This window comes from Polaromonas hydrogenivorans (assembly GCF_040105105.1).
Lineage (GTDB): Bacteria > Pseudomonadota > Gammaproteobacteria > Burkholderiales > Burkholderiaceae_C > Polaromonas > Polaromonas hydrogenivorans.
This window is the reverse complement of the sequence record NZ_CP157675.1, coordinates 369,766-383,119: the sequence shown is the minus strand read 5'-3', so window position 1 is coordinate 383,119 and position 13,354 is coordinate 369,766. Positions and strand designations below refer to the sequence as shown.

Genomic DNA, 13,354 nt, shown 5'->3' with positions numbered 1-13,354 from the left:
CAGCAAAACCCTTGCGGCTACTGTGTTCCCGGCCTGCGCCAGCAGCTATCAGCCAGCCACGCAGAAGCTTGTCGGTTTTTCTCCCTGACCGGCTTTCAATGCTTCAGCCCGGCAGCCAGGCTGGTGCGTGAGTCGGTCTGCAAGACTTGAAGAATTTTTCGGTCCAAAGTATCCATGCGGGACAATCCATCTGAAATTTCCGATTTCACGGAATATTCATCCGTATTTTCAAAATGCAGCAGCAAATCAGGCAAATTCTTCGGCGACCCGTGAGGGATACTTGTTGCACACCACGGCCCGGCTTATCCGCCGGACCTGCGGTACAAACCCCCAAGCTGTTTACCCCTGGCTTGGGGGTTTTGTTTTTGCGCTGGTAACTATCAGCATGCCGTGGTGCTCTGCAGCGTATCGGGCGGCAGCTGGTCGATCTCAAGCAGCAGTTGCGCCAGGCTGCGGCCCATGGCCGACAGCAGCGCATGGCCTTTTTCAGCCGTGGCCGCTAGCGCATTGCCGACCGCGCCGTGCGGGTTGTAGTCCTGCATCTGCCAGCCCAGCTTGGCGCTGCGGCCGTCGCCCAGGATGCCGAAGCGCTCGGAGCGGTCCTGCGAGGTGGAATGAAAATCCTGCGCCTTCGCCATATCGACCTGGCCCGGCCTGAGCGCCAGCATCATCGAAGTCTCTAACTCGCCGGCATGGATGCCGAAGCGGTGCTCGTGCGCGCTGAACCGCGCCGCCACCGAGTCACCGCGCTCATCGACCAGCGGCAGGTTGAAGGAGTTGACGCTGTACACCAGCATGCTAAGGCGGGTGCGCAGGTCGCGCGCCACCACGTCCATCAGCCCGACCTGGCCGCCGTGCGAATTGAGCAGAACGAGCTTCTTCACGCCGGTACTGGCGACCGACTCGGCCAGCTCGGTCCACAGCCGCAGGATGGTTTCGGCCTTGAGCGTCAGCGTGCCGGCAAAGCGCGTGTGCTCGGGGCTGAAGCCGATGGATTGCGTGGGCAAAAACAGCACCGGCAGGCTGGCCGGCAAGTGCGGCAGCGCGCTGGCGATCACGCCATCGACCAGCGTGGCATCGACATTGAGCGGCAAATGCGGGCCGTGCTGCTCGATGGCGGCCACCGGCAGCACCGCAATGCAGCGGTCCAGCTCCAGGCGCGCAAAGTCGGGGCTTTTCAGGTCGGCCCAGAAGCGGGGCAAGGCGGGTGGAGCAGGCGGTGCAAAAGTCATGCGCGTATTTTGGGCCATTGCGGCGGGGGCCCGGCTGAATCACTTCAGCCTGCGCCGCCACTGCCCGCTCTTTTGGGCGCGCAAGCGATGCGCGGACCGGCGCTCAGCGTTTACCAAGCGTCGCCAGCACCGCGCCTGCGTCGGCGTCCTCGACGCAGGGCGTCACCGCGATGGCAATCACGTCGGCCCATTGCGCCTGGAAGAGGAACATGGCCTTCGCGTCGCTCGACTCGGTGATCGCGAAACCCTGGCCGTTCATGCCGTGCCAGCGCCCCAGCATCTCCACGCCCTGGGGCGGCGCGCCTCCGGTCTCCAGAAAGCGCGCCACGGCGGCGTTGTAAGTGCCCTGCGGCAAGGTCCAGCTGACGATGTATTTCATGACAGTCTCCCAAAATTGTTGGCATGGCCTCATTGGCCGCCTGGCGTGAACTTACTTGACCAGCAGCACCGGCACGGGTGACTGATGGAGCACCCGCTGGGCCACCGAGCCCAGCAGCATGTTGCCCACGGCCCCCATGCCGCGCGTGCCCATCGCAATCTGGTCAACCTGCCGGTCCTTGGCGATGCGCACGATTTCATTGGCGATCACGCCATAGGCGCGGGTGGGCGCAACGACCTTGAGCCCCGCGGCCCGGGCATGCTCCATGGCCTTGGCCAGGATGGCGTTTTGCTGAACGATCTGTTCGTCTTCGATTTTCTGGATGGTCGCGGCGGTGTAGCTGCCGTAAAAAAGGGGTTCAGGGCTGACACACAGCAAGGTAGCCTCCAGTTCAAGCGAGGAACGGGCCATGGCGGCCACCGCCACGATGGCCCGGTCAGCATGCTCGGAGCCGTCCACCGCGATCAGAATCTTCAACATGCTGTGCTCCCGTTTTTTTGTAGTCTGGAATCAAGAAACCCTGCCTGTTGCTTCAATCAGGCAGCTGCAAGGCGTCATCAACGCGCTTTTTCAAGTCAAGCCCCTGGTAGCGGGTCAGGTCGCTCGCAACACTGCGTTTCACCGCCTTCTCGGCAGCAGGGCTCAAACAGGGCCTGATCTCGCCCAGCATCGGGCTGGTCGCAATCAGCACGATGGCATGGCACTGTTGCCCGGCGATTCCTTCGTTGAGGTGGTCCGCGAGCTGCCGGGCAAAGCTGGCGCGCTCTTTCGCGTGGGCTTCGGTATGGGGCTCGAACTGCGTGCCAGCGTGTCCGGTACGGCCGTGGCCCTTGCCCGCCGCGCCGGTCAGGTCGCCGCCACCGGCCTGCCCCTCAAGGCTGGCCTGGGGATGCACAAAGTCGCTCAGTTCGGTGAGTGAATGATCGGCGCCATGCCGCTCGAAACAGCGTGCCCGCTCGGCATTCGCTATCAGAATCCAGGTCTTTTCCATGATGCTCCTTTGTTTGACGTGACTCAAAAATCGCAAGGGCAGTGACCCAAGGCCCCGCAGGACGAGTCCACCGATCTCAGGCGGCTTTCTTGCGAAAGCTTTCAATGCCGCTTTTGAGCTTCTCAAGGGAACTGCTGAACGACTCCTTGAGCTGATTCCAGGACTCGACCGTGGCGGCTTTCAACTCCGTCAACCGCTGCTCTGCTTCACCCAGATCCGCTTCGAGTTTTTTGACTTCCTCGCCAAGCCGGGCTTTGGTCTGGGCGCCGGAAGCCTCGGCCTTGGCCTTGAATTCGGCAATCGTCACCTTCAGCTTGTCCAGCTCTTTTTGAGCGGCCTGCGCAAAGGCCGTGCGCTCCCCCTCTTGGGGACTGGCCTGGCCTGACGTTGCGGGGGATTTTTGAAGTTCCGGCATGGGCGGCTTGATCTTGTCGCACGCAACAGACGCGGCGGCAACCACGAGGACCAGGCCCATGACTGACAAGGATGGTTTCACGATGACTCCTTTTCCCCGGGATGACGATGACAAGCTGAATCTAGCCACGGCCCCGCCAGAGCCCTTGAGAAACATCAATCGCCCGCGAGTCAGCGGTAAAAATCCAGGCTCAGGCAGCCGCCGCCGCTTGCTGGATGGCGTCACGGTGCGTTTGCTGGCTGACATGCCGGCCCTGCCGCTCGGAGCGGGGCTTGGCAGCACCGGCCGGCAGGGCGCTGCGCTCGGCAGCCAGCAGATCCGCCAGGCATTGCGGCCGGCCGCGCGCGCCGCTGGCGCGGTAATCGGCCAGCAGCGCGGCGCGCACTGCGTCATCGTTCAGCCCGCGCACTGCCGTCAGGTGCTCAAACAGCACATCCACCAGCTTTTCCAGCGCGAATTCATGCGTCTTGGCCGTCGTGCGCCAGAGCCAGTCGCTGAACGCCAGGAAATGCTGAAAGGCCGAACCCGCATCGTCTGGCCCATCCCGCAGCAGCAGGCGCAGCGCCGCCGAAAAACGCCCCGAGTTGGCGACCATTTCCCAGTAGCGCGCAAAGCGCTGGATGCGCTGCATCGTCGTGAAATCAATCGTCGAGGTTTGCAAAATCGTGTACGGCGTCTGCGGGTCGTAGCGCATCGCAAAGTCCGCCGTGTGCCGCGTGATCGGCGTGCCGCGCAGCCGCTTCAAAATGCCGAACTGGATTTCATGCGGGGCGAGTTCATGCAGGCGGTCAAAGCCCTCGGCAAAGCTGTCCAGCGTCTCGCCGGGCAGGCCGAAGATCAGGTCGGCGTGAACATGCGCCTGGCTTTGCGTGACCAGCCAGCGCAGGTTCTCGGCGGTTTTGACGTTGTCCTGCTTGCGCGAAATGCGCTGCTGCACTTCGGGGTTGAAGCTCTGGATGCCGACCTCGAACTGCAGCGAGCCGGCCGGAAACTGCGCGATCAGCGCTTTCAGCCGCTCGTGCAGGCTGTCGGGCACGACCTCGAAATGCACGAACAGCCCCGGCGCGGCCTGCACCGCGCCCGCCTCGTCCTTCATGCGGTCCAGGAAAAACTGCAGAATGCGCACCGAAAAATCCACCTTCAAATTGAACGTGCGGTCCACGAACTTGAAGTTGCGCGCGCCGCGCCGGTAGAGCAGCGCCATCTCGGCCATGAAGCGGTCCAGATCGAAGGCCCAGGCAGTCTTGTCGAGCGAACTCAGGCAGAACTCGCATTTGAACGGGCAGCCGCGCGAGGCCTCGACATACAGCAGGCGCTTGGCCAGATCCTCGTCGGTGTATTCGCCGTAGGGCAAGGCCAGCGCGTCCAAAGGCGGCTGCTCGCCGGCGATGATTTTCATCAGCGGCTGCGGGCCGTCGAGCAAGGCGCGGCACAGCTTGGGAAAACTCACGTCGCCCCAGCCGGTGACCACATGGTCGGCCAGCCGGCAGATTTCCTGTTCGCCGGTTTCAAAGCTGACCTCCGGCCCGCCCAGCACGACCTTGATGTCGGGCCGCAGGGTTTTCAGCAGGCGCACGACCTGCGTCGTTTCGACCACATTCCAGATATAGACGCCCAGCCCGATCACCTTGGGGCTGAGCGCCAGCAGGCTTTCGACGATTTGCACGGGCCGTTGTTGAATCGTGAATTCGCGCAGCTGCGTCACGGCGCGCAGGCCCGCGCCACCGTGACGGTCCAGGTTGGCCAGCAGGCAGCGCAAGCCCAGCGCGGCGTGGATGTACTTGGCATTGAGCGTGGCCAGGACGATGGCGGGCGAGTCGGGCGCTTGAGGGGAAGGCATGGCGGCATTATCGGGCGCGGCATCGGGAAGCGGCTCATTCGGGAATGCTGCAAAAACTGCTGACGACGCTGCAGGCGGTGTTTGCGCCGGGTTGAGGCGGTGCGAGGTGAATTTTTAAGCAAAATCGGCTTGTAGCGCTCGCTGTATATGCGCAAGCAGCTATTTTATTTATAGCAAGTCGGTCCGCTTTGATTTCACGCTCTCCTCATCAGACTGCCAGCCTGACCGCCTCCGGCGTGCGCGCCGCAATGCGCAGCAGCGTCTTGGCCGCGCCGGATGGCTCACGCCTGCCTTGCTCCCAGTCCTGCAAGGTACGCACCGACACGCCCAGCAGCGCCGCAAATTCGGACTGCGACATTCCTACCTTCGCCCTGGCATCAGCGGCAGGCGTCAAGGCGACAACAGTCGTGCGCGCCGCCTTGCCCGCCTTCATTTGCCGGACTGACTCCAGCAGGTCATTTTGAAATTGTTCCATTTCCGCGTCGATTGGTTTAGCCATGTTCCACCTCGTGTTTAAGTTTTGCCAAAAATGCAGCCGGCAGGTTGTCGAATTTTGCTTTCGCATAGACGATCAACAGCCAGATGCGCCCCTCAAGCTCGTTGAAATAAATCACCCGCGCGCCGCCGCGCTTGCCCATTCCGCTGCGGCTCCAGCGCACCTTGCGGCAGCCGTTGGAGCCCGGCACCACATCACCGGCCAGCGGGTTGGCCGCAATCCAGTTGATGAACTCGACTCGCTCTGCCTCAAGCCACACGTCTTCAGCATACTTTTGAAAAATCTCGGTTTCAGAAACGGTGTGCATGGTTTTAATCATACGGCATTGCCGTACTAAATCAAGAAGGCACGTCGGCCAGGATTCGCATAGGCATCGTGGCCTTGTGCTGGTTGCCCAGGTGCAGCGCCAGCAGGCGGCTGTCAATGCGGGCTTCGGCTTTGACGGAGACCAGCGTGAAGGCGTCGGGTGCGGCGGCGCTCATGGGGCGCTGCCCTTGCTCGATGCGCCTTTGACGCTCTTGCTGCCGCTTGATGTGGTGGCGGCGGCGCTGAGGGCTGCGGGGAAATCTCAATAACCCCGTAACGCCCGGCGCTACGCACGCTGGACAAGGCGCGGCTGGTGAAGCGCTTGGGCGCCGTGCATCCGGCGACGCTGCAAAAACTGCTGGCGACGCTGGAGGCGGTGTTTGCGCCGGGTTGAGGCGTCAAACTTGGAAGCAGCTATTGCCAGTCAAGATGGCTCCTCTCAGACGCTTGATTCCTTGGTCATGAGAAGTTCCTCAACATGCATCAAGCCAAGCGCACGGGGCCGGTCACGGCGGCGGTGATCGAGGCAATTGGCCAGCAAGCCCACCTTGCCGGCCTGACGCTGGAGCAGGCGCTGCAGACCTGCTGCGACCCGCGCCGCAGATGGGCACGGTTTGAGGCCGGCTGGCTGCAGGCCGCGCCCGGTGGCGGCGGCATCAGCACCGCCGCCACGGTGGCAGCGCCAGCGCCCGCGCTGTGGAAGCCGCCAGTCGCCAGGCCCGCAGCGCCCGAAGTCGTGGCCGCTGGCCGTGCGCGCATCGCCGCCCTGCGCCAAGCCACGGTGGGCGCGGGCCTGGGCAGCAGCAAGGGCTGCGGCTGGGCGCACGCGGCCATCGAAAAGCACCAGTCCGGCCAGCCCGTGCGCCGCGCCGTGCTGCTCGACGCCTGCGCCGCGCTCAGGCTGAACCCGGCCAGCTTGAGCGCGGCACGGATGCATTGAGCGCAGCAGTCATCAGCGGGCGCGGCGAGTGTGTCCGGCTGGCTACATTGCGGCGTCAGAGCCAGCTTTAAAAGTTGGCAAAACAGTTGGCATAAATAGAGAAAAAATCAATTGAATCAAATGGTTATGTTTGATTAAAGCTTGGCAAAGCCTGCCTGGTGTTTGAAGCCACAGTGGTCAAGCTGGGGATAAGCGACCGGGGCGCCACCGACGCGCTGGGGAGCTGGTCAAGCGCGGGCTGCTCAAGTCCGACTCGCCGCAAGGCAAGGTCCGGTTTGGCCTGCCGCAGCATGCCTTGCGCTTTCTGTTCCCGCGCCTATGGCCGGAAGCCGAGGCTGACGCAGCCGACAGCCGGTGAATATCAAGCAAGTGGCCTTGAGCGGATCGCCACACGCTGGCGTCGCCCAGGAAGCACCCGTCCGGCCAGCCCCTATCATCGGCAGACCATGCTCCACCCCGCCCTGAACCACCCGCCCAAGCCCGCAACCCAACGCCTGCAACCCGCCGCATGAGTCGCGGCCAGATCCGCAACGCCACGGGCGACTCCTTCTTTGCCTGGGACGGCGACGTGTTGGTGGTCAACATCCTGGGCAAGCCCAGCGCCGGCAAGGACGCCATCGGCAAGCCCAAGGGCACGCAACTCAAGGTCAGCGTGACGGCCGCGCCGCTGGCGGGCAAGGCGACCGACCACATGGTGCGCTTTCTGGCGCCGCTGTTCGGCGTGGCCGTGGCCGACATCGAGGTGGTGTTCGGGCGCGAGAACGTCAACAAGCAACTGCGCATCCGGGCGCCGAAAAAACTGCCGGCCGTGTTTTTGCCGCCAGCCCCGTAAATCACTACTTTATTGATAGCTGCTTGCGCACGCCGTTATTGCGCTAGAGGCCAATTTGACCAATATTTCTGGTCAATTCCTGCGCAGCGCCCGAAGCCGCTGCCACACCACGGCCTTGGGTTCCACCATGGCCATGGCCTGCATGCAGCGCTCCAGCCAGCCCTGCCGGGTTTGCAGTCGCAGGAGGGCCTTGTCCAGGTCCTGCCGAATGGCCTGACCATAGGCGCCGTGCGCTTTCAGCAGTGCCTGGCGCAGCAGTGCCAGTGACGGCTGCATCATGGCCAGGTCAATCACGTCGCGGTTGAACACGCCGTCGTCGCCCCACCTGTCTGAATTAGCCAGCAGCTTGGATGTGGCCATGTCCAGGGGGCTCAATGTTGCGACACCGCAGACTTCATCGTTTACCGTCGGCGCCGCCAGCTGGATGCGGCCCTCCAGAACAATCTCGAACTTGATGGGCTGGCCAGCCACACGCAGCATGGTGCGAATGCCATATTGATCGGCCCGCACATCCTTGACTTGCTCCAGGGGTGCCGCCTGGGCATGAACAATGCCTGCAATGCCACCGGGGTTCGTCAGCAACTGGCGCAGGTTGCGGTAGCTGGCAAGGTTTGACACCAGAAAGTCAATGTCAACCGACTCACGGTATTCGCCATACCGCAGCGCGATGGCCGTGCCCCCGCCAAACAGACAGTGGTTTTCACGCAGCAGCGGCGCATCGAGCGCGCGCAGCACCTGTGCAATGCGCTGGTGGTGCGGTCGTTCAAACATGGCGGGCATTCATGTCAGGGCCAGGCGCAAGGCATCGACCAGTTGCTGCTCGTGCGGCTGCAGCGTTGATGCGTCGATATGGCGCCAGTTGCGCTCATAAATGCTGAGCGCCTCTGCCGGTGTCAGTTCATCAATGCCATGCACTTGCCAGGCAAGTTGTTTGAGTTGCGGGTAGTCACCCAGGCGCACCCGCGCCGGAATCCAGCCGGTGTGATCGGTGGCAGGCGCAACGGCGGCGGGGTCGGCTGGCAGGCTCAGGCTGAAGTCCAGCCCCAGCGCGGCCATGACGTTCAGGTAGGCCGCTATGGTGACGGCGGGGGCGCCTTTTTCCATGCGGTGCAATGTCACGCGCGACAGGCCAGCAGCCTCTGCAGCTACCGTGGCGCTGAGCCTAAGTGCCTTGCGGCGTGTACGAATCTGCTGCCCCAACGCAGCCAATCGGGTGGCCGTGGCGTTTGAGATGGCAAGGGGTGGTGCTGGCATAGTGTTTCTCATTCTATACATTTAGGTGAAAAAGTAAATAATGAGAAAGCAATCCAAGGGCACGCAGCTCAAGGGCGGTGTTTGCGCCGCCACCCGACAAGCCATAAGGCATTTCACGGCGGGCGCACAATCCCGGCAAGGGCCGCGCTTTGCCAGCCCTGCGCCGCCGGAACCAAAGGCGGGGCCGCTGCTCAGACCGTCATCATGAATTTTCACCGCCTTCTTTCTGCTCTGTTTTTAATAGCTGCCTGCGCCCTTCCAGCAAGCGCAAACACCCCAAATGACCTGATAAAAACGTCACAGGCCCGCCCCGTGGTCACGACCGAACAGGTGCGCGCCGAACTGCTGGCCTGGGCGCCCGAGGGCGTCGAGCCGGGCAAGCCGGTCTGGCTGGGCCTGCAGCTGGCGCACCAGCCCGAATGGCACACCTACTGGAAGAATTCGGGCGACTCGGGCCTGCCGACGATGCTCGAATGGCAGCTGCCGGCCGGCGTCACGGCGGGCGAGATCGCCTGGCCGACGCCCCGCAAAATCCCCATCGGCACGCTGGCGAACTACGGCTACGAAGGCACGATGCTGCTGCCGGTGCCGCTCACCGTCGCGCCCGGCTTCAGCGCCGCGCAGCTCGACGTGAAGCTCAAGGCCGCGTGGCTGGTCTGCCGCAAGGAATGCATCCCGCAGGAGGGCGAGTTCACGCTGAGCCTGCCGGCCCGGGGCTCGACGGCGGCCAGCGGCGCCTTGTTCCAGGCCGCGTTCGACGCCACGCCCAAACCGCTGCCCACGGGCAGCAGCCAGATCGAAGTCAGCGGCAAGGCGCTGAAAGTCTCGCTGGCCGGCCTGCCCGCCGCGCTGCAGGGAAAAACGCTGGCGCTGTTTCCTGAAACCGCCAGCATCATCGAGCCGGCCGCGCCGTGGCAGCAAGCCTGGGCGGGCGCGCTCTGGACGGCCGAGCTGCCGCTGTCCGCCCAGCGCACCGACAGCCCGGCGCGCCTGCCGCTGGTCGTGGCTTTCGACGCCGCCGCCTGGCGCATCGACGCGCCCGTCAGCGGCGACTGGCCTGCCGCCGCCAGCGTAGCCGTAGTGTCGCCAGCGCTGCAGGCGGCGCTGCGGGCCAATGCGGCAACAACTCCGCCCGCGTCCTCGGGCCAGCCGCCGCTGAGCCTGCTGGCCGCGCTGCTCGGGGCGCTGCTCGGCGGGCTGATCCTGAACCTGATGCCCTGCGTGTTCCCGGTGCTGGCGATCAAGGTGGTCGGCTTTGCGAGCCAGAAAAGCCAGGCCGCGCGCCTGACCTCGGGGCTGGCCTACAGCGCTGGCGTCGTCCTGTCTTTTCTGGCGCTGGGCGCGCTGCTGCTGGGCCTGCGCGCGGCGGGCGACCAGCTCGGCTGGGGCTTTCAGTTGCAAAACCCGGCGGTGGTGGCGGCGCTGGCGGCGCTGTTCACGCTGCTGGGGCTGAACCTGGCCGGGCTGTTTGACTTTGGCGTCATGTTGCCCAGCCGCGTCGTCAACCTGCAGGCAAAAAACCCCAGCGTCAATGCGTTTTTGTCGGGCGTGCTGGCCACCGCCATTGCCTCGCCCTGCACCGCGCCGTTCATGGGCGCGTCGCTCGGTTACGCCGTCGGCCTGCCGGCGCTGCAGGCGCTGGCGGTGTTTGGCGCGATTGGCATCGGCATGGCGCTGCCCTATCTGGCGGCCAGCGCGCTGCCGGCCGTGGCGCGCGCGCTGCCGCGCCCCGGCGCGTGGATGGTGACGTTCAAGCAGCTGATGGCCTTCCCGATGTTTGCCACCGTCGCCTGGCTGGTCTGGGTGCTTGGCCAGCAAAGCGGCATCGACGGCGCGGGCGCGCTGCTGGCGCTGCTGGTGCTGCTGGCGCTGGCGGTCTGGTCCTTCAGCCTGCGCGGCACGGCGCGCCGCGCAATCGCTACGGTTTCAGTAGCGCTCTGCGCTTTTGCAATATGGGCCATCGGCCCGAACATCATCAAGCCGGTGATCCCGCCCGTGGCCTCGGCCTCGGCCCGCTGGCAGGACTGGCAGCCCGGCCGGGTCGAGCAGCTGGCCGCGCAGGGCCAGAGCGTGTTTGTCGATTTCACCGCCGCCTGGTGCGTGACCTGCCAGTACAACAAGAAAACCACGCTGGCCGACGCCGCCGTACTGGCCGACATGGACGCGAAAAACGTCGCCCTGCTGCGCGCCGACTGGACGCGCCGCGACCCGGCCGTGACCAAAGCGCTGGCCGCGCTCGGCCGCAGCGGCGTGCCGGTTTACGTTTTTTACAAGCCCGGCCGCGCGCCGGTGGTATTGTCCGAAATCTTGTCCGTGAGCGATGTCAGGGCCGAGTTGGCCAGGCTGTGAGGGGTTCATGCCCCATGCCCGGCCCCGCAGCCGCCATCCTTGCCATCCCCAACCACCAGGAGCAGAACGATGCAGCACCTTCCCGCCGCAGAACGCATTCCCTACATCTTCAACCATTGCCGCACCATCGCCGTGGTCGGCCTGTCGCCCAAGCCGCACCGGGCCAGCTTTGACGTGGCGCGCTACATGCAGGCCGCCGGCTACCGCATCATTCCGGTGAATCCGAATGCCGCCGAGGTGCTGGGCGAAAAAGCCTATGCCACGCTGCAGGAAGCGGCCCGGCACGAAAAAATCGACCTGGTGAACTGCTTTCGCAACAGCGAAGACATTCCGCCCATCGTCGACGAGGCCATCGCCATCGGCGCGACGGCGGTCTGGATGCAACTGGGCATCGCGCACCACGAGGCCGCCGCCACGGCCGAAGCCGCCGGCCTGCTGGTGGTGCAGGACCACTGCATCAAGATTGACCACCGGGTGCTGATGTCCAGCGGCCTGCTCAAGCCGCTGGCGCAGCCGGCCGCGCCAGCGCGCTGAGACGTGCGTGAGTTTCGCGGCCCCCTGCCGCCTTTTTCGCCTTTTGCGCACTTTGTTTTCGTGCTGGCCGCGCTGGCGCTGGCGGGCTGCGGCAGTTCGGTGCTCGGCACGCGCGGCGAAACGCAGGTCGCGCCCCTGCGGCCGACGGAGCTGGCCCAGTCGGACGTGAACCGCATGGCCACGCTCGGCATGCGCGACAACCTGGACAGCCTGCTGCGCATTGCCGACAAGCTGTATCGGCGCAATCCGGCCGAATGGCGCCGGTCCGGCGCCAGCAGCCGTGAAGCGGCCCTGTCGGAACTGCGCCAAGCCATCGACAGCGCAACGCCCTGGCCCGAACTGCAGGGCAAGCGCGACATCGCGGCGCTGTCGCTGGCGCTGAGCCCTGACTTCACCGGCGACCGCGTGGCGGCCTTCGTGGCGGCCAGCGCCGACATGCTGGTCACGGCCCACGGCGGCAAAACCACGCTCTACCTGATCGACAGCCTGGACGCGCAACATCTTTACAACGCGGCGCGCAACATCGAAATCGCCGTCTGGCTGCTGTCGAGCCGGCGCAACGCGGCGGGCCAGGCGCTGCTGCTGGCCGACGACATCTCGGGCCTGGACCGCAACCTGAGTTTCGAGCGCGAATTCGGCAAGGTGATCGGCCGGCTCGACCTGCTGGCCGAGGTGGTGACCGAAAAATACCGCCGCGCCGTCATCACCTATGTGCAGAATTTGGCGGGCGGAACCTTCCTGCAGTTCTTGCCGGTGCGGTGATGTGGATATCAGTTGTTAACGCTAAAGTTAACGGGCGGCAATGCGAACCATTGACGTCCCTGTTGAACGACCTGTTAGGCAATGTTGCGCGAATTGAATAATGGAAATGTTCGCTCGCATATCAAATTTCCCATGCTGCCTCAGAGGCTAAATACTCACCAATGACAATTTTGATGCGCACAAGGCCTCCATCATCAATCGCGTGATACCTATAGCGCCCCTCTTGTACGTCCACCCAATCGTTGAGGATTAGATGCAAAAGCTGCTCTTCGCCGTTCGGTCCTGCAAGCTTTACCTCTGCCACACGCAAGCGCTGCATGCCGCGTGAGCCTATCTCTCCGTAAGTCTGAATTACATGAGGGGCGTTGAACTCTTCCAAGAATTGCTCTGTGAGCAGTTCCAAGGGCTGCCACCAGATAGAAATGGGCTCTTCGCGGCACTCCTGCTTCAGTTCGTAGGCTGCATGGCATCTTGCGAGCTTTAGAAGAACACGACGGACTCTTTCGTGTTCGACTTCGAACACTGTCTTGTTGCCATCGAGGGTCTTAGATGACTCAATGCGCTCCCGCAGAACTGGAGATCTCTCTAGTAAGGCTGCAATGCTTGGGCGTCGGATTTTTGCGGGGTTGGCCGCCCCCGCAATAACCGACTCAATCAGGCATGCAACGTACTCCTCATCTTTGGAGAACCCGTTGTTGCAGGGGTGACAAGCGCCGACTACAGGAAGATTTTCAGGATATGGCTTGTCCAGCAATACACGTGAAGGAACATGCTCACGCGTGTTGTCTTGAGCCCCACAGTAAATGCAGCCTAGGAGCAACCGTTCGTCAGAGTAGTCTCTTAACTGTTCCATCGCGCTATTCGTCCGTTTAGTTGCCTAACGATATATGCCTCAAGGTACTGCTGCGTAACGTGGCAAGTTCAACTACAAAAACCGCCATTTACCGTTTTCCTTATTCAATAGTTAGCTACATTAAAAATAGCAGAAAACCCGGCAATTTCCAGCAACTGCTTCGATGCAGCT

At 63.5% G+C, this 13,354-nt stretch carries 18 protein-coding genes and 1 pseudogene; 6 read left to right on the top strand and 13 right to left on the bottom strand.

Translation table 11 applies throughout. From position 1 onward, the window contains the following. Nucleotides 1-95 precede the first annotated feature (95 nt). The 10 genes from ABLV49_RS01970 to ABLV49_RS01925 form a co-directional block, all read right to left on the bottom strand. A complete protein-coding gene (locus ABLV49_RS01970; protein WP_349279972.1) occupies nt 96-245 on the bottom strand; it encodes an AsnC family transcriptional regulator in 150 nt (49 codons plus the stop codon). Between the two features lie 135 nt (nt 246-380). Beyond that, a complete protein-coding gene (locus ABLV49_RS01965) occupies nt 381-1,232 on the bottom strand; it encodes a creatininase family protein (RefSeq protein ID WP_349279971.1) in 852 nt (283 codons plus the stop codon). Between the two features lie 103 nt (nt 1,233-1,335). Next, nucleotides 1,336-1,611 (bottom strand): DUF3303 domain-containing protein, encoded by a 276-nt coding sequence (locus tag ABLV49_RS01960; protein ID WP_349279970.1) that lies wholly within the window; start codon nt 1,609-1,611, stop codon nt 1,336-1,338. 51 nt (nt 1,612-1,662) lie between these two features. Beyond that, nucleotides 1,663-2,091, bottom strand: coding sequence for a universal stress protein (locus ABLV49_RS01955; RefSeq protein ID WP_349279969.1), 429 nt, complete (start codon nt 2,089-2,091; stop codon nt 1,663-1,665). A gap of 52 nt (nt 2,092-2,143) precedes the next feature. Then, nucleotides 2,144-2,602, bottom strand: coding sequence for a host attachment protein (locus ABLV49_RS01950; RefSeq protein WP_349279968.1), 459 nt, complete (start codon nt 2,600-2,602; stop codon nt 2,144-2,146). A 76-nt stretch (nt 2,603-2,678) separates the two neighbouring features. Then, the gene (locus ABLV49_RS01945; RefSeq protein WP_349279967.1) at nt 2,679-3,098 is read right to left on the bottom strand and encodes a hypothetical protein; all 420 of its coding nucleotides are present in this window, start codon (nt 3,096-3,098) and stop codon (nt 2,679-2,681) included. A gap of 109 nt (nt 3,099-3,207) precedes the next feature. After that, nucleotides 3,208-4,857, bottom strand: coding sequence for a B12-binding domain-containing radical SAM protein (locus tag ABLV49_RS01940; RefSeq protein WP_349279966.1), 1,650 nt, complete (start codon nt 4,855-4,857; stop codon nt 3,208-3,210). 208 nt (nt 4,858-5,065) lie between these two features. After that, nucleotides 5,066-5,356 (bottom strand): helix-turn-helix domain-containing protein, encoded by a 291-nt coding sequence (locus ABLV49_RS01935; protein WP_349279965.1) that lies wholly within the window; start codon nt 5,354-5,356, stop codon nt 5,066-5,068. Then, entirely contained in the window at nt 5,349-5,660 is a 312-nt protein-coding gene (locus ABLV49_RS01930) for a transcriptional regulator (RefSeq protein WP_349279964.1), read from the bottom strand. Before ABLV49_RS01930 ends, ABLV49_RS01935 begins: the two co-directional genes overlap by 8 nt. Before the next feature lie 31 nt (nt 5,661-5,691). Beyond that, nucleotides 5,692-5,835 (bottom strand): hypothetical protein, encoded by a 144-nt coding sequence (locus tag ABLV49_RS01925; protein ID WP_349279963.1) that lies wholly within the window; start codon nt 5,833-5,835, stop codon nt 5,692-5,694. 302 nt (nt 5,836-6,137) lie between these two features. On the opposite strand from ABLV49_RS01925, the gene ABLV49_RS01920 reads away from it, so the two are divergent. From ABLV49_RS01920 to ABLV49_RS01910, 3 genes and pseudogenes are all read left to right on the top strand, one after another. Continuing rightward, complete coding sequence (locus ABLV49_RS01920) at nt 6,138-6,599, top strand: hypothetical protein (protein ID WP_349279962.1); 462 nt, start codon at nt 6,138-6,140, stop codon at nt 6,597-6,599. A 182-nt stretch (nt 6,600-6,781) separates the two neighbouring features. Then, a pseudogene (locus ABLV49_RS01915) lies at nt 6,782-6,957 on the top strand (Fic family protein); the annotation flags it as partial. 150 nt (nt 6,958-7,107) lie between these two features. Continuing rightward, nucleotides 7,108-7,431 carry a DUF167 domain-containing protein gene (locus ABLV49_RS01910; RefSeq protein ID WP_349279961.1) on the top strand — a complete coding sequence of 108 codons (324 nt, stop codon included), beginning with the start codon at nt 7,108-7,110 and terminating at the stop codon, nt 7,429-7,431. Nucleotides 7,432-7,503: 72 nt separating this feature from the next. Here the strand turns inward: ABLV49_RS01910 and ABLV49_RS01905 are convergent, their stop codons facing one another. Continuing rightward, on the bottom strand, nt 7,504-8,202 hold the full coding sequence (locus tag ABLV49_RS01905; protein WP_349279960.1) for a nucleotidyl transferase AbiEii/AbiGii toxin family protein: 699 nt from the start codon (nt 8,200-8,202) through the stop codon (nt 7,504-7,506). A 9-nt stretch (nt 8,203-8,211) separates the two neighbouring features. Next, nucleotides 8,212-8,685, bottom strand: coding sequence for a helix-turn-helix domain-containing protein (locus ABLV49_RS01900; protein ID WP_349279959.1), 474 nt, complete (start codon nt 8,683-8,685; stop codon nt 8,212-8,214). A 204-nt stretch (nt 8,686-8,889) separates the two neighbouring features. On the opposite strand from ABLV49_RS01900, the gene ABLV49_RS01895 reads away from it, so the two are divergent. The 3 genes from ABLV49_RS01895 to ABLV49_RS01885 all read left to right on the top strand — a co-directional run bounded on the left by ABLV49_RS01895 (nt 8,890) and on the right by ABLV49_RS01885 (nt 12,330). Continuing rightward, on the top strand, nt 8,890-11,034 hold the full coding sequence (locus tag ABLV49_RS01895; RefSeq protein WP_349279958.1) for a protein-disulfide reductase DsbD family protein: 2,145 nt from the start codon (nt 8,890-8,892) through the stop codon (nt 11,032-11,034). Between the two features lie 69 nt (nt 11,035-11,103). After that, entirely contained in the window at nt 11,104-11,568 is a 465-nt protein-coding gene (locus ABLV49_RS01890) for a CoA-binding protein (protein ID WP_349279957.1), read from the top strand. 3 nt (nt 11,569-11,571) lie between these two features. Beyond that, nucleotides 11,572-12,330: a hypothetical protein gene (locus ABLV49_RS01885; protein WP_349279956.1), complete on the top strand. Its 759-nt coding sequence runs from the start codon at nt 11,572-11,574 to the stop codon at nt 12,328-12,330. Nucleotides 12,331-12,451: 121 nt separating this feature from the next. Here the strand turns inward: ABLV49_RS01885 and ABLV49_RS01880 are convergent, their stop codons facing one another. Then, complete coding sequence (locus ABLV49_RS01880) at nt 12,452-13,183, bottom strand: hypothetical protein (protein WP_349279955.1); 732 nt, start codon at nt 13,181-13,183, stop codon at nt 12,452-12,454. Between the last annotated feature and the right edge of the window lie 171 nt (nt 13,184-13,354).

Coding starts and splice junctions, on each gene's coding strand:
- ABLV49_RS01920 (WP_349279962.1), top strand. CDS start 6,138: ATGCATCAAGCCAAGCGCACGGGGCCGGTCACGGCGGCGGTGATCGAG.
- ABLV49_RS01935 (WP_349279965.1), bottom strand. CDS start 5,356: ATGGCTAAACCAATCGACGCGGAAATGGAACAATTTCAAAATGACCTG.
- ABLV49_RS01965 (WP_349279971.1), bottom strand. CDS start 1,232: ATGACTTTTGCACCGCCTGCTCCACCCGCCTTGCCCCGCTTCTGGGCC.
- ABLV49_RS01950 (WP_349279968.1), bottom strand. CDS start 2,602: ATGGAAAAGACCTGGATTCTGATAGCGAATGCCGAGCGGGCACGCTGT.
- ABLV49_RS01905 (WP_349279960.1), bottom strand. CDS start 8,202: ATGTTTGAACGACCGCACCACCAGCGCATTGCACAGGTGCTGCGCGCG.
- ABLV49_RS01940 (WP_349279966.1), bottom strand. CDS start 4,857: ATGCCTTCCCCTCAAGCGCCCGACTCGCCCGCCATCGTCCTGGCCACG.
- ABLV49_RS01960 (WP_349279970.1), bottom strand. CDS start 1,611: ATGAAATACATCGTCAGCTGGACCTTGCCGCAGGGCACTTACAACGCC.
- ABLV49_RS01890 (WP_349279957.1), top strand. CDS start 11,104: ATGCAGCACCTTCCCGCCGCAGAACGCATTCCCTACATCTTCAACCAT.
- ABLV49_RS01955 (WP_349279969.1), bottom strand. CDS start 2,091: ATGTTGAAGATTCTGATCGCGGTGGACGGCTCCGAGCATGCTGACCGG.
- ABLV49_RS01910 (WP_349279961.1), top strand. CDS start 7,108: ATGAGTCGCGGCCAGATCCGCAACGCCACGGGCGACTCCTTCTTTGCC.
- ABLV49_RS01895 (WP_349279958.1), top strand. CDS start 8,890: ATGAATTTTCACCGCCTTCTTTCTGCTCTGTTTTTAATAGCTGCCTGC.
- ABLV49_RS01880 (WP_349279955.1), bottom strand. CDS start 13,183: ATGGAACAGTTAAGAGACTACTCTGACGAACGGTTGCTCCTAGGCTGC.
- ABLV49_RS01900 (WP_349279959.1), bottom strand. CDS start 8,685: ATGCCAGCACCACCCCTTGCCATCTCAAACGCCACGGCCACCCGATTG.
- ABLV49_RS01925 (WP_349279963.1), bottom strand. CDS start 5,835: ATGAGCGCCGCCGCACCCGACGCCTTCACGCTGGTCTCCGTCAAAGCC.
- ABLV49_RS01930 (WP_349279964.1), bottom strand. CDS start 5,660: ATGCACACCGTTTCTGAAACCGAGATTTTTCAAAAGTATGCTGAAGAC.